Genomic DNA, 20,552 nt, shown 5'->3' on the forward strand with positions numbered 1-20,552 from the left:
ATCATGATCAAGGAACCACGCCCCGGACGGGTCAAGACGCGGCTTGCCCAAGGCATCGGCACCATCCCCGCAACCTGGTGGTTTCGCCATCAATCCGCCCGGCTCATCCGCAGCCTGCGCGATCCGCGTTGGCAGATCGTTCTGGCTGTTGCCCCCGATCAGGCCATCACTTCCAGAATGTTTCCCGCAGATCTGGCGCGCTTACCACAGGGGGGCGGAGACCTCGGGCAGCGCATGAAACGGATGCTGCAAAGCGCTGCACCCTTTGGACCGGTCTGCCTGATCGGCGCAGATATCCCCGGCATCAACCGCGCCCATATCGCCCGCGCCTTTGCCGCGCTGGGATCACATGACGTGGCTTTCGGCCCTGCCACTGATGGTGGCTATTGGCTGGTGGGCGCACGGCACCCAGCCCGCCTGCCACATGGCCTCTTTCACGGGGTGCGCTGGTCCAGCGAGCACGCCCTGCCTGATTCTGTCGCGACCCTGCCCGGATGGCGCATCGTGCTCACCGAAACTCTCCGCGACGTGGATACAGCAGCAGATCTGCGCCAAACCAGCTCCTGAGCGCGTCTTTTCACCATGACCTTCCCCGCGCACCGTGATACGCGGGATTTATGACCCGTATCCCTTCCAAGGCCGAAATCCTCGACTGGATTTCCGCCCACCCGACCCAGACATCGAAACGCGACATCGCCAAGGCCTTTGGCATCAAGGGGGCCGACCGGATCGATCTCAAGCGCGTCCTGAAAGAGCTGGAGAACGAAGGGCACCTGCAAAAGCGCAAAAAGACCTACAGCGACCCGGACCAACTGCCGCCCGTCACCATCCTCACGGTGAAACGCCCGGACCGGGACGGCGATCTTTATGGCCGCCCGCTGGAGTGGCACGGCGAAGGAGTGGAGCCGATCGTCCTTTTGGTGCTGCGCGCCTCGGACCCCGCCCTTGGTGAAGGCGACAGAATCCTTGCGCGGCTGACAGCCGTGAAGGGTGAGGATCACAACTATGAGGCCCGCCTGATCCGCCGCATCGGCACCAACCCGAAACGCGTCCTTGGTGTCTTTCGCACCGGAGCCGAGGGCGGGCGCATCGTTCCCATCGATAAAAGCGCCTCGACCGAATGGATGGTGCCGACGGATGCCACCAATGGCGCGAGGGACGGCGAGCTGGTCGAAGCCGAGCAGGCCGGACCAAAGGGACGCATGGGCCTGCCCCGCGCCCGCATTGTCGAACGTCTGGGCGATCCTTCCGCGCCCAAGGCCGTGTCGCTGATTTCCATCCACCAGCACGGCATTCCCGATCAATTCCCCGATCAGGTCGTGGCCGAGGCGGACGCCGCCAAACCCATTGGCCTCAAGGGGCGCGAAGATCTGCGCGATCTGCCTCTGATCACCATCGACCCCGTTGATGCCCGCGACCGCGACGATGCTTGTTATGCCGAGGCGGACACCGATCCGAACAATCCCGGCGGCCATGTGATCTGGGTCGCCATCGCAGATGTAGCAGCCTACGTGCGCCCCGGCTCGCCGCTGGATCGCGAAGCGCGCAAGCGTGGCAACTCCAGCTATTTCCCGGACCGCGTTGTACCGATGCTGCCGGACCGTCTGTCGGGGGATCTCTGCTCTTTGCATGAAAACGTCCCGCGCGCCAGCGTCGTGGTGCGCATGCAGGTGGATGCGGAGGGCAACAAGATCGGCCATCGCTTCATGCGGGCGCTGATCAACTCCAGCGCGGCGCTCAGCTATCAGGAAGTGCAGGACGCCATGGATGGGCGCCCGAATGAAAAGACCGTGCCCCTTTTGGAGGATGTGATCAAGCCGCTCTACGCCGCCTATCGCGCCCTGACCAAGGCCCGTGCAGCCCGGCAACCGCTTGATCTGGATCTGCCTGAGCGACGGATCGTGCTGGACGAAGACGGCCATGTGGCCTCGGTCAACTTCCGCGACCGGCTGGATGCGCACCGCCTGATCGAGGAATTCATGGTGTTGGCCAATGTCGCAGCCGCCGAAACCCTGATCCAGAAGCGCACGCCGCTGGTCTTTCGCGTGCACGAGGAGCCGGCGCCGGACAAGCTGGACTCCTTGCGTGACACCGCCCAGGCAGCAGGATTGACCCTTGCCAAAGGGCAGGTTCTGCAGACCCGGCACCTCAATGCACTGCTGAATGCCGCCGCCGGAACGGACGATGCCGAACTGATCAACATCTCCACCCTGCGGTCGATGCAGCAGGCTTATTACAACCCGGAAAACTTTGGCCATTTCGGCCTCGCCCTGCGCAACTACGCGCATTTCACCTCTCCGATCCGCCGCTATGCGGATCTGATCGTGCACCGAGCGCTGATCACCGCCCATGGCTGGGGGCCGGACGAGGGCAAGGATGGTCTCAGCCCCGATGAGATCGAGCGGCTCGATGATACCGCCACCCATATCTCGGAAACCGAGCGGCGCTCAATGATTGCCGAGCGCGACACCACTGACCGCTACCTGGCCGCCTATCTGTCAGAACGCGTGGGCAATGAATTCACCGGGCGGATCAGTGGCATGGCGCGCTTTGGCGCTTTCGTGAAACTGGATGAGACCGGCGCCGACGGGCTGGTGCCGGTGCGCACCATCGGCCGCGAGTTCTTCCACTTTGATGCTGAGGCCGGAACCCTGATGGGGGCCGACACCGGCTTTACCCTGGCCATCGGGCAGCGCGTCACCGTACGCCTGACCCAGGCCGCGCCGGTCACCGGCGGGCTGGAACTGGAGCTCTTATCGGTCGAGGATGCAACGGTTCCCACAGGCGGCGGCGGGCGCGGACGGCGCAGCCCGGCTGGGCGCAGCGTCAAACGCAAGGCGGCCAAATCGCGCCACAAGGCAGCCAAGACCAAACGCAAAGTGGAACGTAAACGCCGCAAATAGCTCGCATGATTGCCCCGCAAATAGCGGCGGCACTTTGCCTGCCGTAGGCCTGTTTTGCGACTGCGCCCTTTTGCGAAAGCACGCCAAAGGCTACATTCTGCGTGAGCAGACAACACATAAGGTAACAGTCACATGCGAATCTGGATGACGGCGGCAGCCTTTGCTGCAACCGGAACACTCGCTGGGGCCACCGCGCCCGATATTTCCCTGCGGCCTGCTGGCAGGCCTATGGCGCAGGAGCAGAACGGGGTTCAACTAGCAGCGGCGACCTCCCTGCGGCCCCCGGCGCGGCCCGGAGATCTTGCCTCGGTCGTCGATACACCGGAGGAGGCTCAGCCAGTGGCCTCCAACAGCGCCTTTCAAGCCTGGATCAACAGCTTTCGCAAACGCGCACTGGCGCAAGGGATCACGACCGCGACCTTCAACCGGGCCTTTCGGGGCGTTGAATACGACAATGACGTCATTCGCCGGGATCGCAACCAATCCGAATTCACCAAGACACTGCAGGATTATCTGAGCACGGCAGTCTCGGACACCCGGGTCAAGAACGGCAAGAAGGCCCTGCGCGAGCAACGCCGCCGCCTCAACCAGATCGAGGCCACTTATGGCGTCGACAAGGAAATCGTGGTCGCCGTTTGGGGCATGGAAAGCAACTATGGCAACAACCGCGGCAATATGGATGTCATTCAGTCTCTGGCCACGCTGGCTTATGACGGGCGGCGCGGAAAGTTCTTTGAAAAACAACTTGTTGCCGCGCTGAAGATCCTGCAGTCGGGCGACGTTCCGCCGCGCAAGATGACTGGAAGCTGGGCCGGCGCCATGGGGCATACCCAGTTCATTCCCACATCCTACCTGGCCTATGCGGTGGATTTCACCGGTGACGGCAAGCGCGACATCTGGTCGGACAACCCTTCTGATGCGCTTGCCTCGACAGCGGCCTATCTGAAACGGTTTGGCTGGGTGAAAGGGCAGCCCTGGGGGGTTGAGGTCAAACTGCCACGCGGCTTCAATTACGCGCTGGTTGGACGGTCTATTAAGAAGTCGCCGGCGGAATGGGCTCGGCTTGGCGTGACCGGCGTAGATGGCCGGGCGGTGCCAAACCATGGCTCCGGCGCGCTATTGCTGCCTGCGGGCGGCAACGGTCCGGCCTTTATGGTGTTCAAGAACTTCTCGGTGATCGAACGCTACAACGCTGCCGATGCCTATGTGATCGGCGTCGGCCACCTGTCAGACCGGATCAAGGGTGGCGGTGAGTTTCAGGCGAAATGGCCGGGCGGAGACCGCGCCCTCACCTTCCGCGAACGCAAGGAATTGCAGCGCAGGTTGACCCGTGCGGGCTTTAGCACCGGCGGGGTGGACGGCAAGATCGGCCCAAAGACGCTGGGCGCGATCCGAGCCTATCAAAGCGCCAAAGGGCTGGTGCCCGACGGCTTTGCCTCGCTCAGCCTGCTAAAGCACCTCCGTTAGGTCGGCGCCTTACCCACAACAAGAAAAGGCCCCGAGCGTTCTGCTTCGGGGCCTTTCTTATTCTCATACCTAGAGCGATCAGCCGGGGCTCATGCCGCGCAGGCGCTCGGACCGGCGACGGAGCAGTTCCAGAACGGTCAGCAGGCAGATCGAGATCGCGACGAGAATCGTTGCCACCGCGAGGATGGTCGGAGAAATCTGCTCCCGCAGGCCAGTAAACATCTGCCATGGCAGCGTCTTCTGCCCCGCTGAGCCAACGAAGAGCACCACGACCACCTCGTCAAACGATGTGATGAAGGCAAAAAGACCGCCCGAGATCACACCCGGCAGGATCAGCGGCATCTGCACCCTGAAGAAGGTCGTCACAGGGTCGGCGCCCATATTGGCGGCCGCTCGTGTCAGCGACCGGTCAAAGCCCACCAAGGTCGCGGTCACCGTGATGATCACAAACGGAATACCCAGGGCTGCGTGCGCAAGGACAACACCAAAATAGGTGCCTTGCATCCCGATCCGGCTATAGAAGAAGTACATGCCCGCAGCCGAGATGATCAGCGGCACGATCATGGGCGAAATCAGGATCGCCATGATGGCCCGGCGGAACGGCACATGCGGCTGGCTAAGACCGATGGCGGCGAGCGTGCCGAAGGTTACCGACAGAAGCGTCGCCATGGGCGCGATCTTGATCGAATTCCAAAGCGCCTGTTGCCAGTCGGAATTGGTGAAGAAATCCTCGTAATGCTTCAGGGAGTAGCCGGCCGGATCAAACCGCAGCATCTCGGGCGTGAAGGTGAAGAAATCTTCAGCGTTAAAGCTAAGCGGCATAACCACCAGGATGGGCGTGATCAGGAAGACGAAGATCACACCGCAGATCACGCGAAATGTGTAGTGCCACAGCACCTGTCCCGGTGTGAGGTAGGGCGCAAGGTGCTGGCGGTAGCGCGACGTCGCAAGCCAGAAGATGAACCAGCCCGCGAACCAGCCGAACAGACCGCCGATCACCGCGGCCGGCAAACCGCCCAGGACATACCCAAGCACCACGAAGAGCACAAAGGTCGCCCAGCGCAGCGGCTTTTCCTTGTCGGTCATGCCCGCAAAGACAAAACCAAGTACGCCCAGCAATGCCGCGCCAATCAGGATACCGATCAGCCCGGTGGCCTGCGCAGTGCCGACGAAGAGGCCAAAGAAGGCCCCGGCACCAGCCGCAACGGCAGCGGTGAAACCGGGAGTTTGAGGTGTAACAGGTGGAAGAGGCCAAAGAAGGCCCCGGCACCAGCCGCAACGGCAGCGGTGAAACCGGGAGTTTGAGGTGTAACAGGTGTCAGTGCCATGTGTCTTATCCCAGCTTCACGTTGTCGATGCCGACGATCTTGTCATAGGCCCAATAGAGGATCAGGACGACCACCAGAAGGATCGCGCCCAGCGCGGCGGCCAGACCCCAGTTGAGCGAGGACGAGATGTGATAGGCGATCCGGTTGGAGATGAAGACACCCTTGGTGCCGCCGACAATCTCGGGTGTGATGTAGTAGCCGATGGCGAGGATAAAGACGAGGATCGACCCAGCCCCGATACCCGGTACTGACTGCGGGAAATAGACCCGCCAGAAAGCCGTCCAGTTGGTCGCACCCAAGGATTTTGCCGCGCGCAGGTAGGATGGATTGATCGTCTGCATCACCGAATACATCGGCAGGATCATGAACGGCAGCAGGATGTGGGTCATCGCCACGATGGTGCCGAACTGGTTGTTGATCATCACAAGGCGGGCGTCATCCGCCACCAGTCCCAGCCAGACCAGAACGTCGTTGATGACGCCCTGCTGTTGCAGCATCACCTTCCATGCCGAGGTCCGCACCAGAAGCGAGGTCCAGAACGGCAACAGAACAAGGATCATCAGCAGGTTGGCGGATCGCGCTGGCAGGTTCGCTAGGATCCATGCAATGGGATAGGCCAACACGATGCACGACGCCGTGATCACCAGAGACATGAACATCGTACGCTGGAACAGCGTGATGTAGATTTGCTGGTTCTCGGGGCGTGCCTCGGCCCCGTCGGGACCTTTCTGCATGTCGATGGAGTTCAGGAAATAGCCGCTGGTATACTTGGGGCTGTAAGTCTGGATCGTGCGCCAGTTCGCAACATCCCCCCAGTCTTCATCAATGTCGAGGAAAGAAGCCTTGAAGGAAATCGGCTCAAGGTCGGCCAATGCCTCTGCTGCGGTTTTCAGCTCTGCTGCACCGGGACCAGAGTATCCGGCCAGTTTCTCTGCGCCGCCGTCTGCCTGCACTTCACTGGCAAAGGCCACCATGACGCTTTCCCAAGGGTCCTCCTCGGCAACCACGTCTTCGTCCATGACGGCTGTGAAAAGGGCAAAGTCCGTATAGGCGCGGGCCGTGCGCGGAAAGAGTGCCGAGAAATCGGCCCCAGGCACAAAACCGATGTCCGCCGGGAAGTCCTCACTTGTGAGATGACGCATCTTGGTGCGTTGCGCATCCAGAAGATCCGAGTTGGACGCAGCGCCGCTGCCACCAGTCATGATTTCGAACCAGAGCGCCTCGTCCTTGAGGGCGCCGCCACCAGCGCGTTCAATGGCTTTCACATGGTCTTTGCCGATGTCATCGACCTTTCGACCGCTGCTGCGGAACAGTGAGGAAATACCGGTCTGTTCATAGTTCAGGCGGGTACCGAGCTTGGTATGCTCCTTGGCTTCCGCCGCCACAAAAAGATCGTAGTAAAGGTTCTCGTAAACAACTTCACCGGGCGCTTCGTCGCCTTTGGCATCCCAGTCCTGCAAGGCGACGACAGTCTTGGGAAGGGTATCGGAAACGATCCGGTTCTCAACCGAGCGGAACAGCATGTCCGCAATCGGGAGGATAAAGGTCAAAAGGATGAACAGCAAAAGGGGCGCAATCAACATCAGCGCACGCAGCTTTTGCATTCTCAGGGCGCGGGCCAGGCTGCGCTTCAATGGCGTGCCGTCAGCCGCCAGAACCGGGCCGGATTGGGTGGTGTCGCTCATATCTATCCCTGTGTTTTGCCCGCTGTGTCCCTCGCGGGTTTTGCTCTTCTGGCCGTTCAAACGCGGCTTGGTGTGAAGAGTGAAGGGCCAGAGAGCGGCAGGCGCTCTCTGGCAAAGGTCTCAGGTCGGCTTACTTGGCCAGCCACGCCTGGAATTTCGCGTCGATATCGTCGCGGTAGTCAGCCCAGAACTCGTAGTTGTAGAGGAACGTGTTCTTAGCGTTTTCAGGATCGGTCGGCATGTGGGGCGCCATGTCGATACCCAGTTCGGCGTGCTTGCCAACCAGCGGAGCCGAGGAGGCACGGGCCGGACCATAGGAGATGTACTTGGCCTGATCAGCCAGACGCTGGGTGTCGGTTGCAAACATGATGTAGTCCAGCGCACGTGCTTTACGCTCTTCGGACAGACCTGCCGGGATGATCCAGCCGTCGAGGTCAAACACCTGTGCGTCCCAGAGCATGCCAACCGGCTGCTTCTGCTCTTCGATGACCGAGAACAGGCGACCGTTGTAGGTGGAGCCCATCACGACTTCGCCGTCAGCCAGCAGCTGCGGAGTGTCGGCACCGGCGGACCACCAGATCACGCTGTCCTTGATGGTGTCGAGCTTGGCCAGGGCCTGCTCTTGACCTTCTTCGGTTTCCAGAACGTCATAGACGTCTTCCTTGGCAACGCCGTCACAGAGCAGCGCCCATTCCATGTTGTTGATCGGACGCTTTTCCAGCGCGCGCTTGCCGGGATAGGCTTCGAGATCGAAGACGTCGCAGATGTCATCCGGCGGGGTGTCGCCAACCATGTCGGTGCGGTAGCCGAAGGTGGTCGAGTAGACGATCTGCGGGATGAAGCAGTCAGAGACCAGCAGTTCGCCAAAGTCTTCGGAGGCCGGGGTGCCATCGGGCGCGGGCGCCAGTTGCTCGTCCGCGTCGATTTCCATCGCCAGACCTTCGTCGCACAGGCGCATCGCGTCAGCGGCAACCACGTCCACGACGTCCCAAGTCACGTTGCCCGCTTCGTTCATCGCACGCAGTTTGGCCACGGCTTCGGCAGAGGATTCATCGTTGATGATCTTGACGCCGGTCTTTTCAGAATAGGGCTCGTGGTAAGCCTTCAGCTGGGAATGCGAGTAGGCACCACCCCAGGATACGATGGTCATCTCGTCAGCCATTTCAGCAAACGCCATCGGCGCGCACAGCGCCGTAGACGCGGCCAGGGCAGTCAGTTTGGTGAGTTTCATAAACACTCTCTCCTTGTTGATCTTGAATTTACGTCATTTCCCCCGGTCACTTTCACGCCGGGGGTTACTTCGCTGCGCGTGGCCGTCAGGCGTCCAGCGCGCGGCAATCTTCGGGCAACCAGCCGATTTCGATCTGCTGACCCGGCTTCAGGCGCACCTGGTCAGGCGCGTTGCGCGTCTTGATGATGAACTCATCATTGCCAGCCACCCGCAGGCGTGTACGGAAAATGTCACCCATGTAGATGAACTCCAGCACCTCCGCTTTCAGGGTATGCGCACCTTCCTGGAGACGCTCCTTGTTGTATTCGACCCGCTCAGGGCGGATGGAAACGCGGGTGCGTTCGCCGGGCTGCGAGACATTGACCGGCTTGCAGTCGATCAGTTCCCCACCATCGAGCTGCACCAACGCAAGACCGTTGTTGATCTCCTTGACGGTGCCTTCGAGGGTGTTGTTTTCCCCGATGAACTGGGCCACGAAGCTGTTCTCAGGCTCTTCATACAGAAGATCCGGCGGCGCCAGCTGCTGGATGCGACCGTCGTTGAATACGGCAACCCGGTCCGACATGGTCAGCGCCTCGGTTTGGTCGTGTGTCACATAGACCACTGTGATGCCAAGACGGTGGGCCAGGTCGGTGATTTCAAACTGCATTTTTTCGCGCAGCTGCTTGTCGAGCGCGCCGAGCGGTTCGTCCATCAGAACAAGCTCCGGCTCGAACACCAGCGCCCGTGCAAGAGCGACACGCTGTTGCTGACCACCGGACAACTGCGACGGGCGGCGCCCGCCGAAGGCACCCATCTCAACCATGTCCAGCGCGCGCTTTACCTTCTCTTCCCGCTCGGACTTGCCAATCTTGCGCACTTCCAGTGGGAAGCTGAGGTTCTCAGCAATGGTCATGTGCGGGAACAGGGCATAGTTCTGGAAAACCATGCCGATGCCCCGCTTGTGCGGCGGAATATTATTGATGGAAACCCCGCCCAGACGGATATCACCATGGGTGGCGGTTTCAAATCCAGCCAGCATCATCAGGCAAGTGGTCTTGCCAGAACCTGACGGCCCCAGCATGGTCAGAAACTCACCTTTTGGCATGACAAGGTTCAGGTCTTTTACGACTAGCGTTTCGCCGTCATAACTCTTTTGGACGCGCTCGAACTCTACGAACGCATCACTGTTTGACGCATCAGCCAAAACAGGCTCCCCGTGTTGATTTGGCAGTTTGTTCTGCACTTCTTTCACTGATGTAAACATACCCACCAAGGGGGATGCAACCGGATCGTCCTATCAGTGTTGAGCTTCAGCTTATGCTTCACCCACCGACAAACCGGATCATTTGCGACATATGAAGCAAAATTTACGACATGTTCACGATAACTGCGCTGCCAGCTGGTGAATTAGAAGAATATTTCGCACACCAAACAAAAAAAGCCTCGCATTCGCGCGCAGTTGCACCGATTGCGAGGCCCATATTTTTGGCGAATTGCAGGATTAGTAGGTTTTTTCGTGCCGATTTTGCCCCTCGAAGTGGGAATCAGGCGCTTTTCAGCAGGTCCTTTTCCTGAAGGGCGGCATAGCATTCATCCAGCGACAAGCGCGCTCGCGCGATCAGCGTTTCGATCTCTTCCGGAGTGATCACCAGCGGTGGAGAGATGATCATCCGGTCACCTACGTGGCGCATAACCAGATTATTGGCGAAGCAGCGCTCGCGGCAGATGTAGCCCACGGTGCCTGCAGGCGCCGCAAAAGCTGCGCGTTTCTCTTTGTTGGGCGTCAGTGCGATCGAGCCCATCATCCCAACAATCTTGGCCTCTCCCACCAGCGGATGGTCTGTAAGGGCTTCCCATTTTTCCTTCAGGTAAGGTGCCGCGACATCACTTACATGATCGATCACCTTCTCTTCTTCCAGGATGCGCAGGTTCTCAAGAGCGACCGCCGAGGAAACCGGATGCCCAGAATAAGTGTAGCCGTGGTTGAACTCATCTCCGCCGATCACGGCAGCGACCTCATCCGATACGATCGAGCCGCCGATCGGCGCATAGCCGGAGCTGAGCCCCTTGGCGATGGTCATGATGTCCGGTCGGATGCCCATGGTCTGACTGCCGAACCAGTTGCCGGTGCGACCAAAACCGCAGATCACCTCGTCAGCGATCAGAAGGATCTCGTATTTGTCGCAGATGCGCTGGATCTCAGGCCAATAGGTTGCCGGGGGCACGATCACTCCGCCCGCCCCCTGTACCGGCTCGGCAATAAAGGCTGCGACACGATCTTCGCCCAGCTCAAGAATGGCCTGCTCCAGCTCCTGCGCACGCTGAAGGCCAAAATCTTCGGGGGTCATATCACCGCCCTCGCCCCACCAGTTGGGCTGGTTGATGTGATGGATATCGGGGATTGGCAGGCCGCCCTGCTCGTGCATGGCGCTCATCCCGCCAAGACTGCCACTACCCACGGACGAGCCATGATAGGCGTTCTTGCGACTGATGATGATCGATTTGGTCGGCTTGTCCTTGCGCGCCCAATAATGCCGGACCATGCGGATGTTGGTGTCATTGGCCTCCGAACCGGATCCAGCAAAGAACACGTGGTTCAGATCGCCCGGCGCCAGTTCGGCGATCTTGTTGGCCAATGCGATGGCCGGCACATGAGTCGTTTGAAAGAACGTATTGTAATAGGGCAGCTCGCGCATCTGACGGGCGGCCACCTCGGCCAGCTCATCCCGGCCGTAGCCGATATTGACGCACCACAGTCCCGCCATGGCATCCAGGATCTGGTTACCCTCGCTATCTGTCAGCGTAACGCCCGACGCGCGCGTGATGATGCGGGCGCCCTTTTCAGCCAGTTCACCGTTTGCGGTAAACGGGTGCATGTGGTGTGCAGCGTCCAGAGCCTGCAGTTCGGCCGTCGGCATGTGATTGGTGATCGCATTCATGGGAGTCGCTCCAAAATAAGAGATTGGGCCCAGAATATGATCAAATTTCACAGTGTCAATCGAATCAGTTGCCCTCGGCCAGCCCCATGCTGACCTGCTCCATCCCCTGACAAACGTCCCGCTCCATCGCCAGGGCAGCCATTTCAGGATCCCTGCGGCGCAAGGCTTCAAGGATGTCCTTGTGACGGTCCGGAAAGCTCTGCGTTCCAAAGCGGCCGCATACCACCCGCAGCGAGGGACCGAACCGCAGCCAAAGCCTGTCAGCCAGATCAGTCAATATCGGCGCCGCCGCATGACCGTAAAGCGCCGTGTGAAAGCTGTAGTTCTGCGCCAGGTAGCCCGGCACATCTCCGGTGGAAATCGCACGGTCCAGATCGGTATCGATCCGCTCCAATTCAGCAATGTCATCATCTGAAATATTGACCGTCGCCAGCCTTGCAAGCTCACACTCTATTGTTTTTCTTGCAAAAATTAATTCATTGACGTCAGCGGGGGTGATCTGCGGAACCGATACGCGACGATTGCCCTGAAACACCAGCGCGCCGTCGGAGATCAACCTGCGGATCGCTTCACGAACCGGTGTCATCCCGGCATCAAGGGCAGCCGTCAAACCTTGGATTGTCACCGCCTGACCCGGTGCCAATTCGCCAAACAGGATCTGCGCCCGCAGCTGCTGATAGACGGCCTCATGAGCGGGCCTTTTTGCCGCGCCTTCATCTGCTGTTTGCGCCGAAGAACTGGTCTCTGTCACCTTTGTGGGTCCTCCTAAATTTTGGGCAGCTTGCACCAAACTCGCCTCAGTGAAAACATAAACAGTATTGCCCCAAGAGGCAAAACTTGATCAAATCCACCCGAGCCGGGCACGGAAACCGGCAGGCACAGGGAGATACTCATGACTTTCAAGACGATGACACTGACCGCCGTCGTTGCCCTTAGCAGCGCCGCCGCCGTCGCGGAAGAGGTGCGCGTTTACAACTGGTCCGACTACATCGATGAAGCGCTTCTCGAAAAGTTCGAAGCCGAAACTGGCATTAAGCTGGTTTATGACGTCTTCGACAGCAACGAGCTCTTGGAGACCAAAATGCTGGCGGGTGGCTCAGGCTATGATGTGGTGGTGCCCAGCGGCACCTTCCTTCAGCGCCAGATCATGGCGGGCGCATTCCAAAAGCTCGACATGTCCAAACTGCCCAACCACAAGAACATGTGGGACGTGGTCGAGGCCCGCACCGAACAGTACGATCCGGACAACGCCTACTCCATTAACTACATGTGGGGCACCACCGGGATCGGTGTGAACGTTGGCAAGGTCAAGGAGCTGCTGGGCGAAGACGCCCCAATCAACTCGCTTGAACTTGTCTTCAACCCGGCCAACATGGAAAAACTGGCGGAATGCGGTGTGCATTTCCTGGATGCTCCGGCAGAGATGATCCCGGCCGCGCTCAAGTACATCGGTGAAGACCCGGACAGCCATGACCCGGATGTGATCGCCAAGGCCGAGGACGTATTCATGGGCGTCCGCCCCTACATCCAGAAGTTCCACTCTTCCGAGTACATCAACGCCCTGGCAAATGGTGACATCTGCGTCGCTGTGGGCTGGTCTGGCGACGTGCTGCAGGCCCGTGATCGCGCGGCCGAAGCCGACAATGGCGTTGAAATCGCCTATAACGCGGCCGTCGAAGGGGCGCAGATGTGGTTCGACCAGATGGCGATTCCGGTGGATGCGCCGAACCCAGATGCAGCGCATAAGTTCCTGAACTTCATCATGGATCCGCAGAACATGGCGGATGCATCGAACTACGTCTACTACGCCAACGGCAACAAGGCGTCGCAAGAGTTCCTGGTCGAGGACGTGATCGGCGATCCGGCGATCTACCCGGATGAAGCCACGCTTGCCAACCTGTTCACCACCACGCCCTACGCCCCCAAGGTGCAGCGCGTCGTGACCCGCCTGTGGACCAAGATCAAATCGGGCACCTGATCCCGAGAAACTGATCCGGCAGGGCGCCTCCGTGCGCCCTGCACTTCAATGATCAAAACCCTTCAAAGAGGCCCAGCGCCGCTTTGAAAACGACCGCGCAGGGGGCCGGCTTGACACTTCCCGTATTCGAACCCTGGAACGATCCAAAGGAAAAACCCTTGATCGAATTCCAGAATGTCACCAAGCGCTTTGGCGACTTTACCGCAATCGACGATCTGACCATCGGCATCTACGAGCGGGAGTTCTTCGCGCTACTTGGACCGTCGGGCTGTGGCAAGACCACGCTGATGCGCATGCTGGCAGGGTTTGAAACCCCGACAGAAGGCAAGATCTTCCTGTCCGGTCAGGACATGGCGCCGGTGCCTCCGAACAAGCGCGCCGTGAACATGATGTTCCAGTCCTACGCACTGTTTCCGCACCTCAGTATCTGGGATAACATAGCCTTTGGTCTGAAACGCGAGGGACAGTCAAAAAGCGAGATAGAGACCCGCGTCAGCGACATGCTGCGCCTCACGCGGCTGGAGAAATTCGCCCGCCGCAAACCGCATCAGATCTCGGGCGGTCAACGTCAGCGGGTTGCGCTGGCCCGCAGCCTTGCCAAGGCGCCAAAGCTTCTCTTGCTGGATGAACCTCTTGGCGCACTTGATAAAAAGCTCCGTCAGGACACACAGTTCGAACTGATGGACATCCAGGAAAAGACCGGAACCACCTTTGTGATCGTCACCCACGATCAGGAAGAGGCGATGACAGTCGCCAGCCGGGTTGCCGTAATGGACAACGGCAAGATCATTCAAGTCGCCACCCCTGCCGACATCTACGAAGCGCCAAATTCAACCTACGTGGCTGATTTCATTGGCGATGTGAACCTGATCCAAGGCGCCGCGAAACCCACCAGCGAAGACACCTATGCTCTGCACTGGCGCGAGGGCGCGGAGCCGCTTACGGTCAAGACCACAACCAAGTTCTCGGATGGGCAAACCGCACACTTGGCGATCCGCCCCGAGAAGGTCACCATCTCTGCCGAGCGCCCTGAAAGCGCCGACAATACGGTTCAGGGCAAAATCCTCGACATCGCCTACCTCGGCAATATTTCCACGTATCACGTAGAGCTGCCCTCAGGCGCCGTGATCAAGGCACAGGCCGCCAACACGCGCCGCATTGCCCGCCGCTCCTACACATGGGAAGACACTGTCTGGCTGTCCTGGACGGCCACGGCAGGCGTTCTCTTGGCTGACTGATGCGCCGCTTTGCCCTGATCGCCATTCCCTATCTGTGGCTTCTGGCGCTGTTCCTGGTGCCCTTTGCCATCGTCCTTAAGATTTCACTGTCCGATGTGGCGCTGGCGCGCCCACCCTATATGCCACAATTCGACTGGGCGACGGGTATTTGGGCCTTCCTGTCCGAGCTGGACTTTGAGAACTTCGTTTGGCTGACGCAAGACGATCTTTATTGGAAAGCTTATCTCAGCTCGCTCCAGATTGCCTTCTTCTCGACACTGCTGACCCTTCTGGTGGGCTATCCCATGGCCTATGGCATGGCCCGCGCCCCCGAAGAATGGCGCGCCACGCTGATGATGCTTGTAATCCTGCCCTTCTGGACCAGCTTCCTGATCCGGGTCTATGCGTGGATGGGAATCCTGTCGAACGAGGGCTTCCTCAATCAGGCTTTGCTCTGGCTCGGCCTGATCAACGAGCCGCTGACGATTCTCAACACCAACACCGCCGTCTATATCGGCGTCGTCTACACCTACCTGCCCTTCATGATCCTGCCAATCTATGCAGCGCTTGAACGGATGGACGCTTCCCTCATTGAGGCAGCCGAGGATCTGGGGTGCTCGCGCCTGTCGGCTTTCTGGCTTGTTACCGTTCCGCTGTCAAAACCCGGCATTATCGCGGGTTGTTTCCTGGTGTTCATTCCGACCTTGGGAGAGTTCGTAATCCCGTCGCTCTTGGGCGGCTCTGATACGCTGATGATCGGCAAGGTCCTGTGGGAAGAGTTCTTCTCCAACCGCGACTGGCCAGTGGCCTCGGCCGTGGCCGTGGTGCTTCTACTGATCCTGATCGTGCCCATCGTACTGTTCCAGCGCAACCAGCAAAAGCAACAGGAGGCCGACCAATGAACAGGATGAGCTGGTTCAACACCGTCTCGCTGACGCTGGGGTTCGCTTTTCTTTATATCCCTATGGTGATCCTGGTGATCTTCAGCTTCAACGAAAGCAAGCTGGTCACAGTCTGGGCAGGCTTTTCGACCAAATGGTACGGGGAACTGCTGCAGAATGAGGCCTTCCTCAATGCCGCATGGGTCACGATCAAGGTAGCGGTTTTCTCTTCGACCATCGCGACCGTGCTTGGAACCATGGCCGCTTATGTCATGGTGCGCGGTGGGCGGTTCTTTGGACGGACCCTGTTCTCCGGCATGATCTACGCGCCGCTGGTGATGCCCGAAGTCATCACCGGTTTGTCGCTTCTCTTGCTATTTATCGGAATCGGCCTTGATCGCGGCGTCCTGACCATCGTTCTGGCTCATACAACCTTTGCCATGTGCTATGTCTCGGTGGTGGTCTCATCGCGGTTGGTGACTTTTGACAGGTCTCTGGAAGAAGCTGCGCTTGACCTTGGCTGTTCCCCGTCGGAAGCGTTTCGCCTTGTGACACTGCCGATCATCGCTCCTGCGGTGATCTCGGGCTGGCTTCTGGCCTTTACCCTGTCACTGGATGATCTGGTCATCGCCTCCTTCACCTCCGGGCCTGCGGCGACCACCCTGCCGATCAAGATCTTCTCGGCGGTGCGGCTGGGCGTCTCCCCTGAGATCAACGCGCTCTCGACCATTATGATCGCCATCGTAACCGTGGGTGTGATCACCGCCTCTCTCGTCACGAAACACCAAATGGTGCGTCAGAAGCGGGACGAACAAGCTGCGGCGCGCACCTGATGCGGCGGATCTTTTCGGACTATGCCTACGGGCCGGCCCCCCGCACAGGCTGCTGGTGGGATGAAACCATTGCAGCCCCCAACTGGCCCGCGTTGAACGGCGACACCCGTACAGAAGTCGCCATTATCGGTGGCGGCTTTACCGGCATCTCTGCCGCGCTCCATCTCGCAGAGGCCGGAGCAAAGGTTACCGTCCTTGAAGCCGAAACACCCGGCTGGGGCGCCTCTGGGCGCAATGGCGGCTTTTGCTGCCTCGGAGGAGCAATGCTGCCAGCGGACGCTATGCAGCGCAAATTCGGGGCTGAGGCCACCGAAACCTATGCAGCCGGAGAGCTGGCCGCCATCGACCTGGTGCGCGATCTGCTGGACCGGCACGAGATCGACGCGGACACCCATTCCAAGGGCGAAACTCGCATGGCGCACAGCCCCCGCGCCATGAAGGCCCTGCGCCGCGAGGCGGATGAGATCGCAGCAAACGGCGGCACGCCTCAGTTGTTGGAACAACGGGATCTCGCAGAGCACGGCCTGAATGGGCAATTCTTCGGGGCGCTGACCACGCCCGCAGGGTTTGGTCTTAACCCGCGCAAGTATCTCTTCGGGCTGGCACGCGTTGCAGAAGCTGCTGGTGCAAAGCTTTGCCAGAACACCCCCGTTACCGCACTATCGCAGGATTCAGGCGGTCATATCCTGACGACCCAGCGCGGGAGCCTGCGTGCCAAAAAAGTGATCGTCGCCACCAATGGCTATTCTTGGGACGGACTGCCCAAATGGCTATCGGGTCGCTACATCCCGGCGCAATCCACCGTCATGGTGACCCGCCCGCTGACAGATCCAGAATTGCAGGCGCAGGGCTGGTTCAGCGATCAGATGGCCTATGATACCCGCAATCTCTTGCACTATTTCCGCCTAATGCCGGACCGGCGTTTCCTGTTCGGCATGCGCGGCGGGATCTTTGCCTCACCCCGTGCCGAAGCCTCGATCCGGAGGCTTCTGCGTACACATTTCGAAAAGCTCTTCCCCGCTTGGCGTGATGTGGAAGGCACCCATTTCTGGTCCGGCATGGTCTCCATGGCGCGCAACCTTGTGCCCTTTGTCGGCCCGGTTCCCGGAGCGCAGGGGATGTTTGCCGGGCTTTGCTATCACGGCAATGGCGTTGCGATGGGCAGCTATGCGGGGCGGCTTTTGTCTGACTTGGTGCAAGGGAGGAAGCCGAACCTGCCCTACTCCCCAGTGATTCAGAGCATGGGCAAGTTTCCCTTCGGTCCCGCACGCCGGATTCTTGTCCCGCCCGCCTATGCCATGCTTGGGCTGATGGACTGAAGCGCTGCAATCTCCAGCTCCATCGCCTGCCGGTCCCTAGCCCCACCCCTTTCGGCTTTCCAGAGGCAATAGGCCGCCATGCGCCAATGAAACCACGGCAGCAAGGTGCGAAGACGCGCCGTGACCTGTGAATCCGGGTAGGCCGCAACAAATGCATCCGCCTCTTCAGCGCTCAACGGCTCACCACGATACAAAAGCTGCATGGCCGGCGAGAGGAACAGGGCCAGATCCTCTGCCGGATCCCCCAGTTTGGGGCATTGCCAGTCAATAAGGGTAAGCGTGCCATCATGCGCTACCAAGTTACCCGGCACCGGGTCGCCATGGATGAGCGTCTGGCGCTTGGCGGGAGGCACCTTGTGGCCAGGACGCAGGTCACGCAAGGCCTTTGCGGCGGCGCATTCGGCCAGAATTGCCTCTGTCTGCGCTTCGATCAGGGCACTGCCGTTTGCACCCTTGGACAGCCCCTCAAAGGCAGGTTGATCGTGCAGGCGTCCCAAGAGGCGGGCGACCGGGTCCGGGTCATGCTGCCATGGCGCTCCTTTCAGATGCGCATATGCCAGCCAGTGATGCCCTTCAAAACCGCCGAACCGCACCAGATGGGGCACCATCCCGGTGCCCGAAAGCGCCCGCAACGCAGCCACCTCACAGGCAGGGTCATTGGCAAAAAGCGGATTGGCACTGCTTTGATCATAGAGCTTCACCACAATGCGCCCCGTGCGCCACACATAGTTAGAGCGCCCACCGGTCAGGATCCGGGGCGCATCCACCTTTAGTCCCTGCCCCGTAAGGTGGGCAAAGAACCTGGAGTGAAAGTCGCAAGTCAAGGCTGACAGGGTCCGCTCCAATTGGCAAAGGCCCACGAGATGTGGGAGGTCACAAAGGCGCCTTGCCGCTGATCGCACGGACCCTGGCAGAAAAGATCAGGCGTCCGTGGACCGGTTGCGCAAGGCCGTCACAGAGGAGGCCAAGATCGCCGAGCCGCCCTCGGTTATCAAGACCACATCATTGCCCACCATCTGGGTTTCCTTCACCTCGGTATACACCTCGGCCAAATCGGTCAGCAGCACATCATCGCCTCTGCGGCTTTCGATGGTGAAGGTATAGCTGCCTTCCTCAACCGTGTTACCGTCCTTGTCGGTGCCATCCCAGGAATAAGGTTCTGCCGAAACGGGCAATGCGATCCGGTTGACCTCTGCTCCGTTGGAATTCCGCACGATCATCGTCACCGCATCAGCCGTAGCAGCAGGGTTGGGCGAAACAACCACAGGCGAGGTGCCGTTAAAATAACCCGGTGCGGAAACGCGCGCCTCCATGCCAACCCAGCCGGACATCGCGGCCATGTTGGACAGGCCCAGCTGGTTTTGCATGGCAACCAGCGTCTCATTGCCCTGAACCTGCTGTTCCACCATCGAGAACTGCGCCAACTGCGAGGCGTATTCGGTCGAATCAAGCGGCTCCAGCGGATCCTGATAGCGCGCCTGGGCTGTCAGCATCTTGAGAAAGGTTTCGAAATCCGACGTCAAACCCGTAGCGCCAGAGCCCTGGCTCTGGCTGCGGCTGGCTTGAGTGGTTGCCGCGGTACTTGCCGCGCTTACTGCATCAGTCATTGATTATACCCTCATATCCACGCCGGTCGTCCCCAGGCGAAGGTCTTGCATTTGTTTATCGGCAACCTCTTCAGCGGGTGCCATCTCAGTTTCTGCCCCACGAATACCTACAGAAGAGCCGGAGCCGTCGGCCAGGCTCTGCTCCGCCTGGCCGCCAAAGCCCGAATCACCGCTGCTGAATTCGAAAGAGATGTCTTGGAAGCCCATCCGACGGAACTCTTCCGCCAATTCATTGATATGGCGTCGCATGAGATCCCCGGTTTCCGGACGCTCTGTCTGGATGGTCATGACAATTCCGGCCTCACTGGTCGAAACGCGCATTTTCACGCGGCCCAGCTCCTCGGGGTTCAGAGACACTTCCATGTTGCGCTCACCCTTGGCGGCAAAAGCTTCAGCCAATTGCGTCGCGATCATGCGTGGAGTCTCCACCCGGTGTGTCGCGCCAGGCTGGATTACAGCCTCGGTCAGAAGCTGCGACAGACCAGGTAACTCTGCGGACAAAGATGTTTGGCCAGCCAGCGAATCGGCCAGAAGGGATGCAGACTGGGAAAGCTTCGCAGTGTCTGCCTGCAGGGTCTGAGCCAAAGACAGCGCCGCGTTAGCCGACGCCATGACGGCATTCGGTGCGTTGATGCCCGTGGCCGCAGCGCTGGCTTTGGCGACCGCGGCCGCGACCTGTGTTTCTCCGTCTCGCCCGCGATATCTGGACTGGCGCTTTTCTCCGGCTTCTGCGTTTTGCATCTGCATCTGGAATACGGTTTGAGACGCCGGTGTCGCGGCACCGTTCGTGGAACCCGCCGTGGTCGCTGGTATTGCGGTGCCTTGGCCTCGGCCCTCGGCTGCTTTTTCAGAAGAGGCGCGCAGCACCTCGCCGTTGGTCGCCCCCCCCGAATCGCCGCTCTTCGCTTGGTCACGGATCTGCGCCGCTGCCGACGCTTCCGCTGCTGCGCGCCCCTGAGCCTGAGAAATGGCCGATGCTGGCTGAGACTTTTCAACCTCCGCCCGACGGCCCTCACCCTGCAAGGCCTCAGACTGTACACGTCGTTCGGCTGCCTCTGCATCTGCTGGAGCCGTAACCTCAACACTCGCCTTCTGAGCGCTCATGCTTTCCGGCGAGAGCTTTGCGTCAGTTGGACCCGCGCCCACTCTTTGAGAACCACTGACCCCCGGTAGGGCATCCCG

General features: G+C 59.9%; 16 protein-coding genes and 1 pseudogene. 8 read left to right on the top strand and 9 right to left on the bottom strand.

From position 1 onward, the window contains the following. Positions 1–3: 3 nt before the first annotated feature. The 3 genes from INS80_RS05450 to INS80_RS05460 all read left to right on the top strand — a co-directional run bounded on the left by INS80_RS05450 (position 4) and on the right by INS80_RS05460 (position 4,370). A complete protein-coding gene (locus INS80_RS05450) occupies positions 4–567 on the top strand; it encodes a TIGR04282 family arsenosugar biosynthesis glycosyltransferase (RefSeq protein ID WP_192964664.1) in 564 nt (187 codons plus the stop codon). A 50-nt stretch (positions 568–617) separates the two neighbouring features. Further along, a complete protein-coding gene (gene rnr / locus INS80_RS05455) occupies positions 618–2,903 on the top strand; it encodes a ribonuclease R (protein WP_192964665.1) in 2,286 nt (761 codons plus the stop codon). A 132-nt stretch (positions 2,904–3,035) separates the two neighbouring features. Further along, positions 3,036–4,370: a lytic murein transglycosylase gene (locus tag INS80_RS05460; RefSeq protein ID WP_192964666.1), complete on the top strand. Its 1,335-nt coding sequence runs from the start codon at positions 3,036–3,038 to the stop codon at positions 4,368–4,370. A gap of 78 nt (positions 4,371–4,448) precedes the next feature. Here INS80_RS05460 and INS80_RS05465 read toward each other — a convergent pair. The 6 genes and pseudogenes from INS80_RS05465 to INS80_RS05495 form a co-directional block, all read right to left on the bottom strand. Next, a pseudogene (locus tag INS80_RS05465) lies at positions 4,449–5,618 on the bottom strand (ABC transporter permease); the annotation flags it as partial. Between the two features lie 85 nt (positions 5,619–5,703). After that, positions 5,704–7,383 (bottom strand): ABC transporter permease, encoded by a 1,680-nt coding sequence (locus INS80_RS05475; protein WP_192964668.1) that lies wholly within the window; start codon positions 7,381–7,383, stop codon positions 5,704–5,706. A gap of 130 nt (positions 7,384–7,513) precedes the next feature. Next, positions 7,514–8,614 (bottom strand): extracellular solute-binding protein, encoded by a 1,101-nt coding sequence (locus tag INS80_RS05480; protein ID WP_192964669.1) that lies wholly within the window; start codon positions 8,612–8,614, stop codon positions 7,514–7,516. Positions 8,615–8,699: 85 nt separating this feature from the next. Further along, entirely contained in the window at positions 8,700–9,800 is a 1,101-nt protein-coding gene (locus tag INS80_RS05485) for an ABC transporter ATP-binding protein (protein ID WP_192964670.1), read from the bottom strand. Between the two features lie 340 nt (positions 9,801–10,140). Continuing rightward, positions 10,141–11,535, bottom strand: coding sequence for an aspartate aminotransferase family protein (locus INS80_RS05490; protein ID WP_192964671.1), 1,395 nt, complete (start codon positions 11,533–11,535; stop codon positions 10,141–10,143). Between the two features lie 64 nt (positions 11,536–11,599). Continuing rightward, positions 11,600–12,286, bottom strand: coding sequence for a GntR family transcriptional regulator (locus INS80_RS05495; protein WP_192964672.1), 687 nt, complete (start codon positions 12,284–12,286; stop codon positions 11,600–11,602). Between the two features lie 141 nt (positions 12,287–12,427). Between INS80_RS05495 and INS80_RS05500 the strand changes: the two genes are divergently transcribed. From INS80_RS05500 to INS80_RS05520, 5 genes are all read left to right on the top strand, one after another. Beyond that, positions 12,428–13,513, top strand: a complete 1,086-nt coding sequence (locus INS80_RS05500) for a polyamine ABC transporter substrate-binding protein (protein ID WP_192964673.1) — start codon at positions 12,428–12,430, stop codon at positions 13,511–13,513. A 110-nt stretch (positions 13,514–13,623) separates the two neighbouring features. Beyond that, the gene (locus tag INS80_RS05505; protein WP_192964674.1) at positions 13,624–14,751 is read left to right on the top strand and encodes an ABC transporter ATP-binding protein; all 1,128 of its coding nucleotides are present in this window, start codon (positions 13,624–13,626) and stop codon (positions 14,749–14,751) included. After that, positions 14,751–15,632: an ABC transporter permease subunit gene (locus INS80_RS05510; protein WP_192964675.1), complete on the top strand. Its 882-nt coding sequence runs from the start codon at positions 14,751–14,753 to the stop codon at positions 15,630–15,632. The genes INS80_RS05505 and INS80_RS05510 overlap by 1 nt, the downstream gene beginning before the upstream one ends. Next, positions 15,629–16,444: an ABC transporter permease gene (locus INS80_RS05515; RefSeq protein ID WP_192964676.1), complete on the top strand. Its 816-nt coding sequence runs from the start codon at positions 15,629–15,631 to the stop codon at positions 16,442–16,444. The genes INS80_RS05510 and INS80_RS05515 overlap by 4 nt, the downstream gene beginning before the upstream one ends. Then, entirely contained in the window at positions 16,444–17,763 is a 1,320-nt protein-coding gene (locus INS80_RS05520; protein WP_192964677.1) for an NAD(P)/FAD-dependent oxidoreductase, read from the top strand. Before INS80_RS05515 ends, INS80_RS05520 begins: the two co-directional genes overlap by 1 nt. Here INS80_RS05520 and INS80_RS05525 read toward each other — a convergent pair. The 3 genes from INS80_RS05525 to INS80_RS05535 form a co-directional block, all read right to left on the bottom strand. Next, positions 17,736–18,587 (bottom strand): phosphotransferase family protein, encoded by an 852-nt coding sequence (locus INS80_RS05525; protein WP_226892569.1) that lies wholly within the window; start codon positions 18,585–18,587, stop codon positions 17,736–17,738. The genes INS80_RS05520 and INS80_RS05525 overlap by 28 nt on opposite strands. 96 nt (positions 18,588–18,683) lie before the next feature. Further along, positions 18,684–19,370 (bottom strand): FlgD immunoglobulin-like domain containing protein, encoded by a 687-nt coding sequence (locus INS80_RS05530; RefSeq protein ID WP_192964678.1) that lies wholly within the window; start codon positions 19,368–19,370, stop codon positions 18,684–18,686. Positions 19,371–19,373: 3 nt separating this feature from the next. Then, positions 19,374–20,474 (bottom strand): flagellar hook-length control protein FliK, encoded by a 1,101-nt coding sequence (locus tag INS80_RS05535; protein ID WP_192964679.1) that lies wholly within the window; start codon positions 20,472–20,474, stop codon positions 19,374–19,376. Positions 20,475–20,552 lie beyond the last annotated feature (78 nt).

This window comes from Phycobacter azelaicus (assembly GCF_014884385.1).
Lineage (GTDB): Bacteria > Pseudomonadota > Alphaproteobacteria > Rhodobacterales > Rhodobacteraceae > Phycobacter > Phycobacter azelaicus.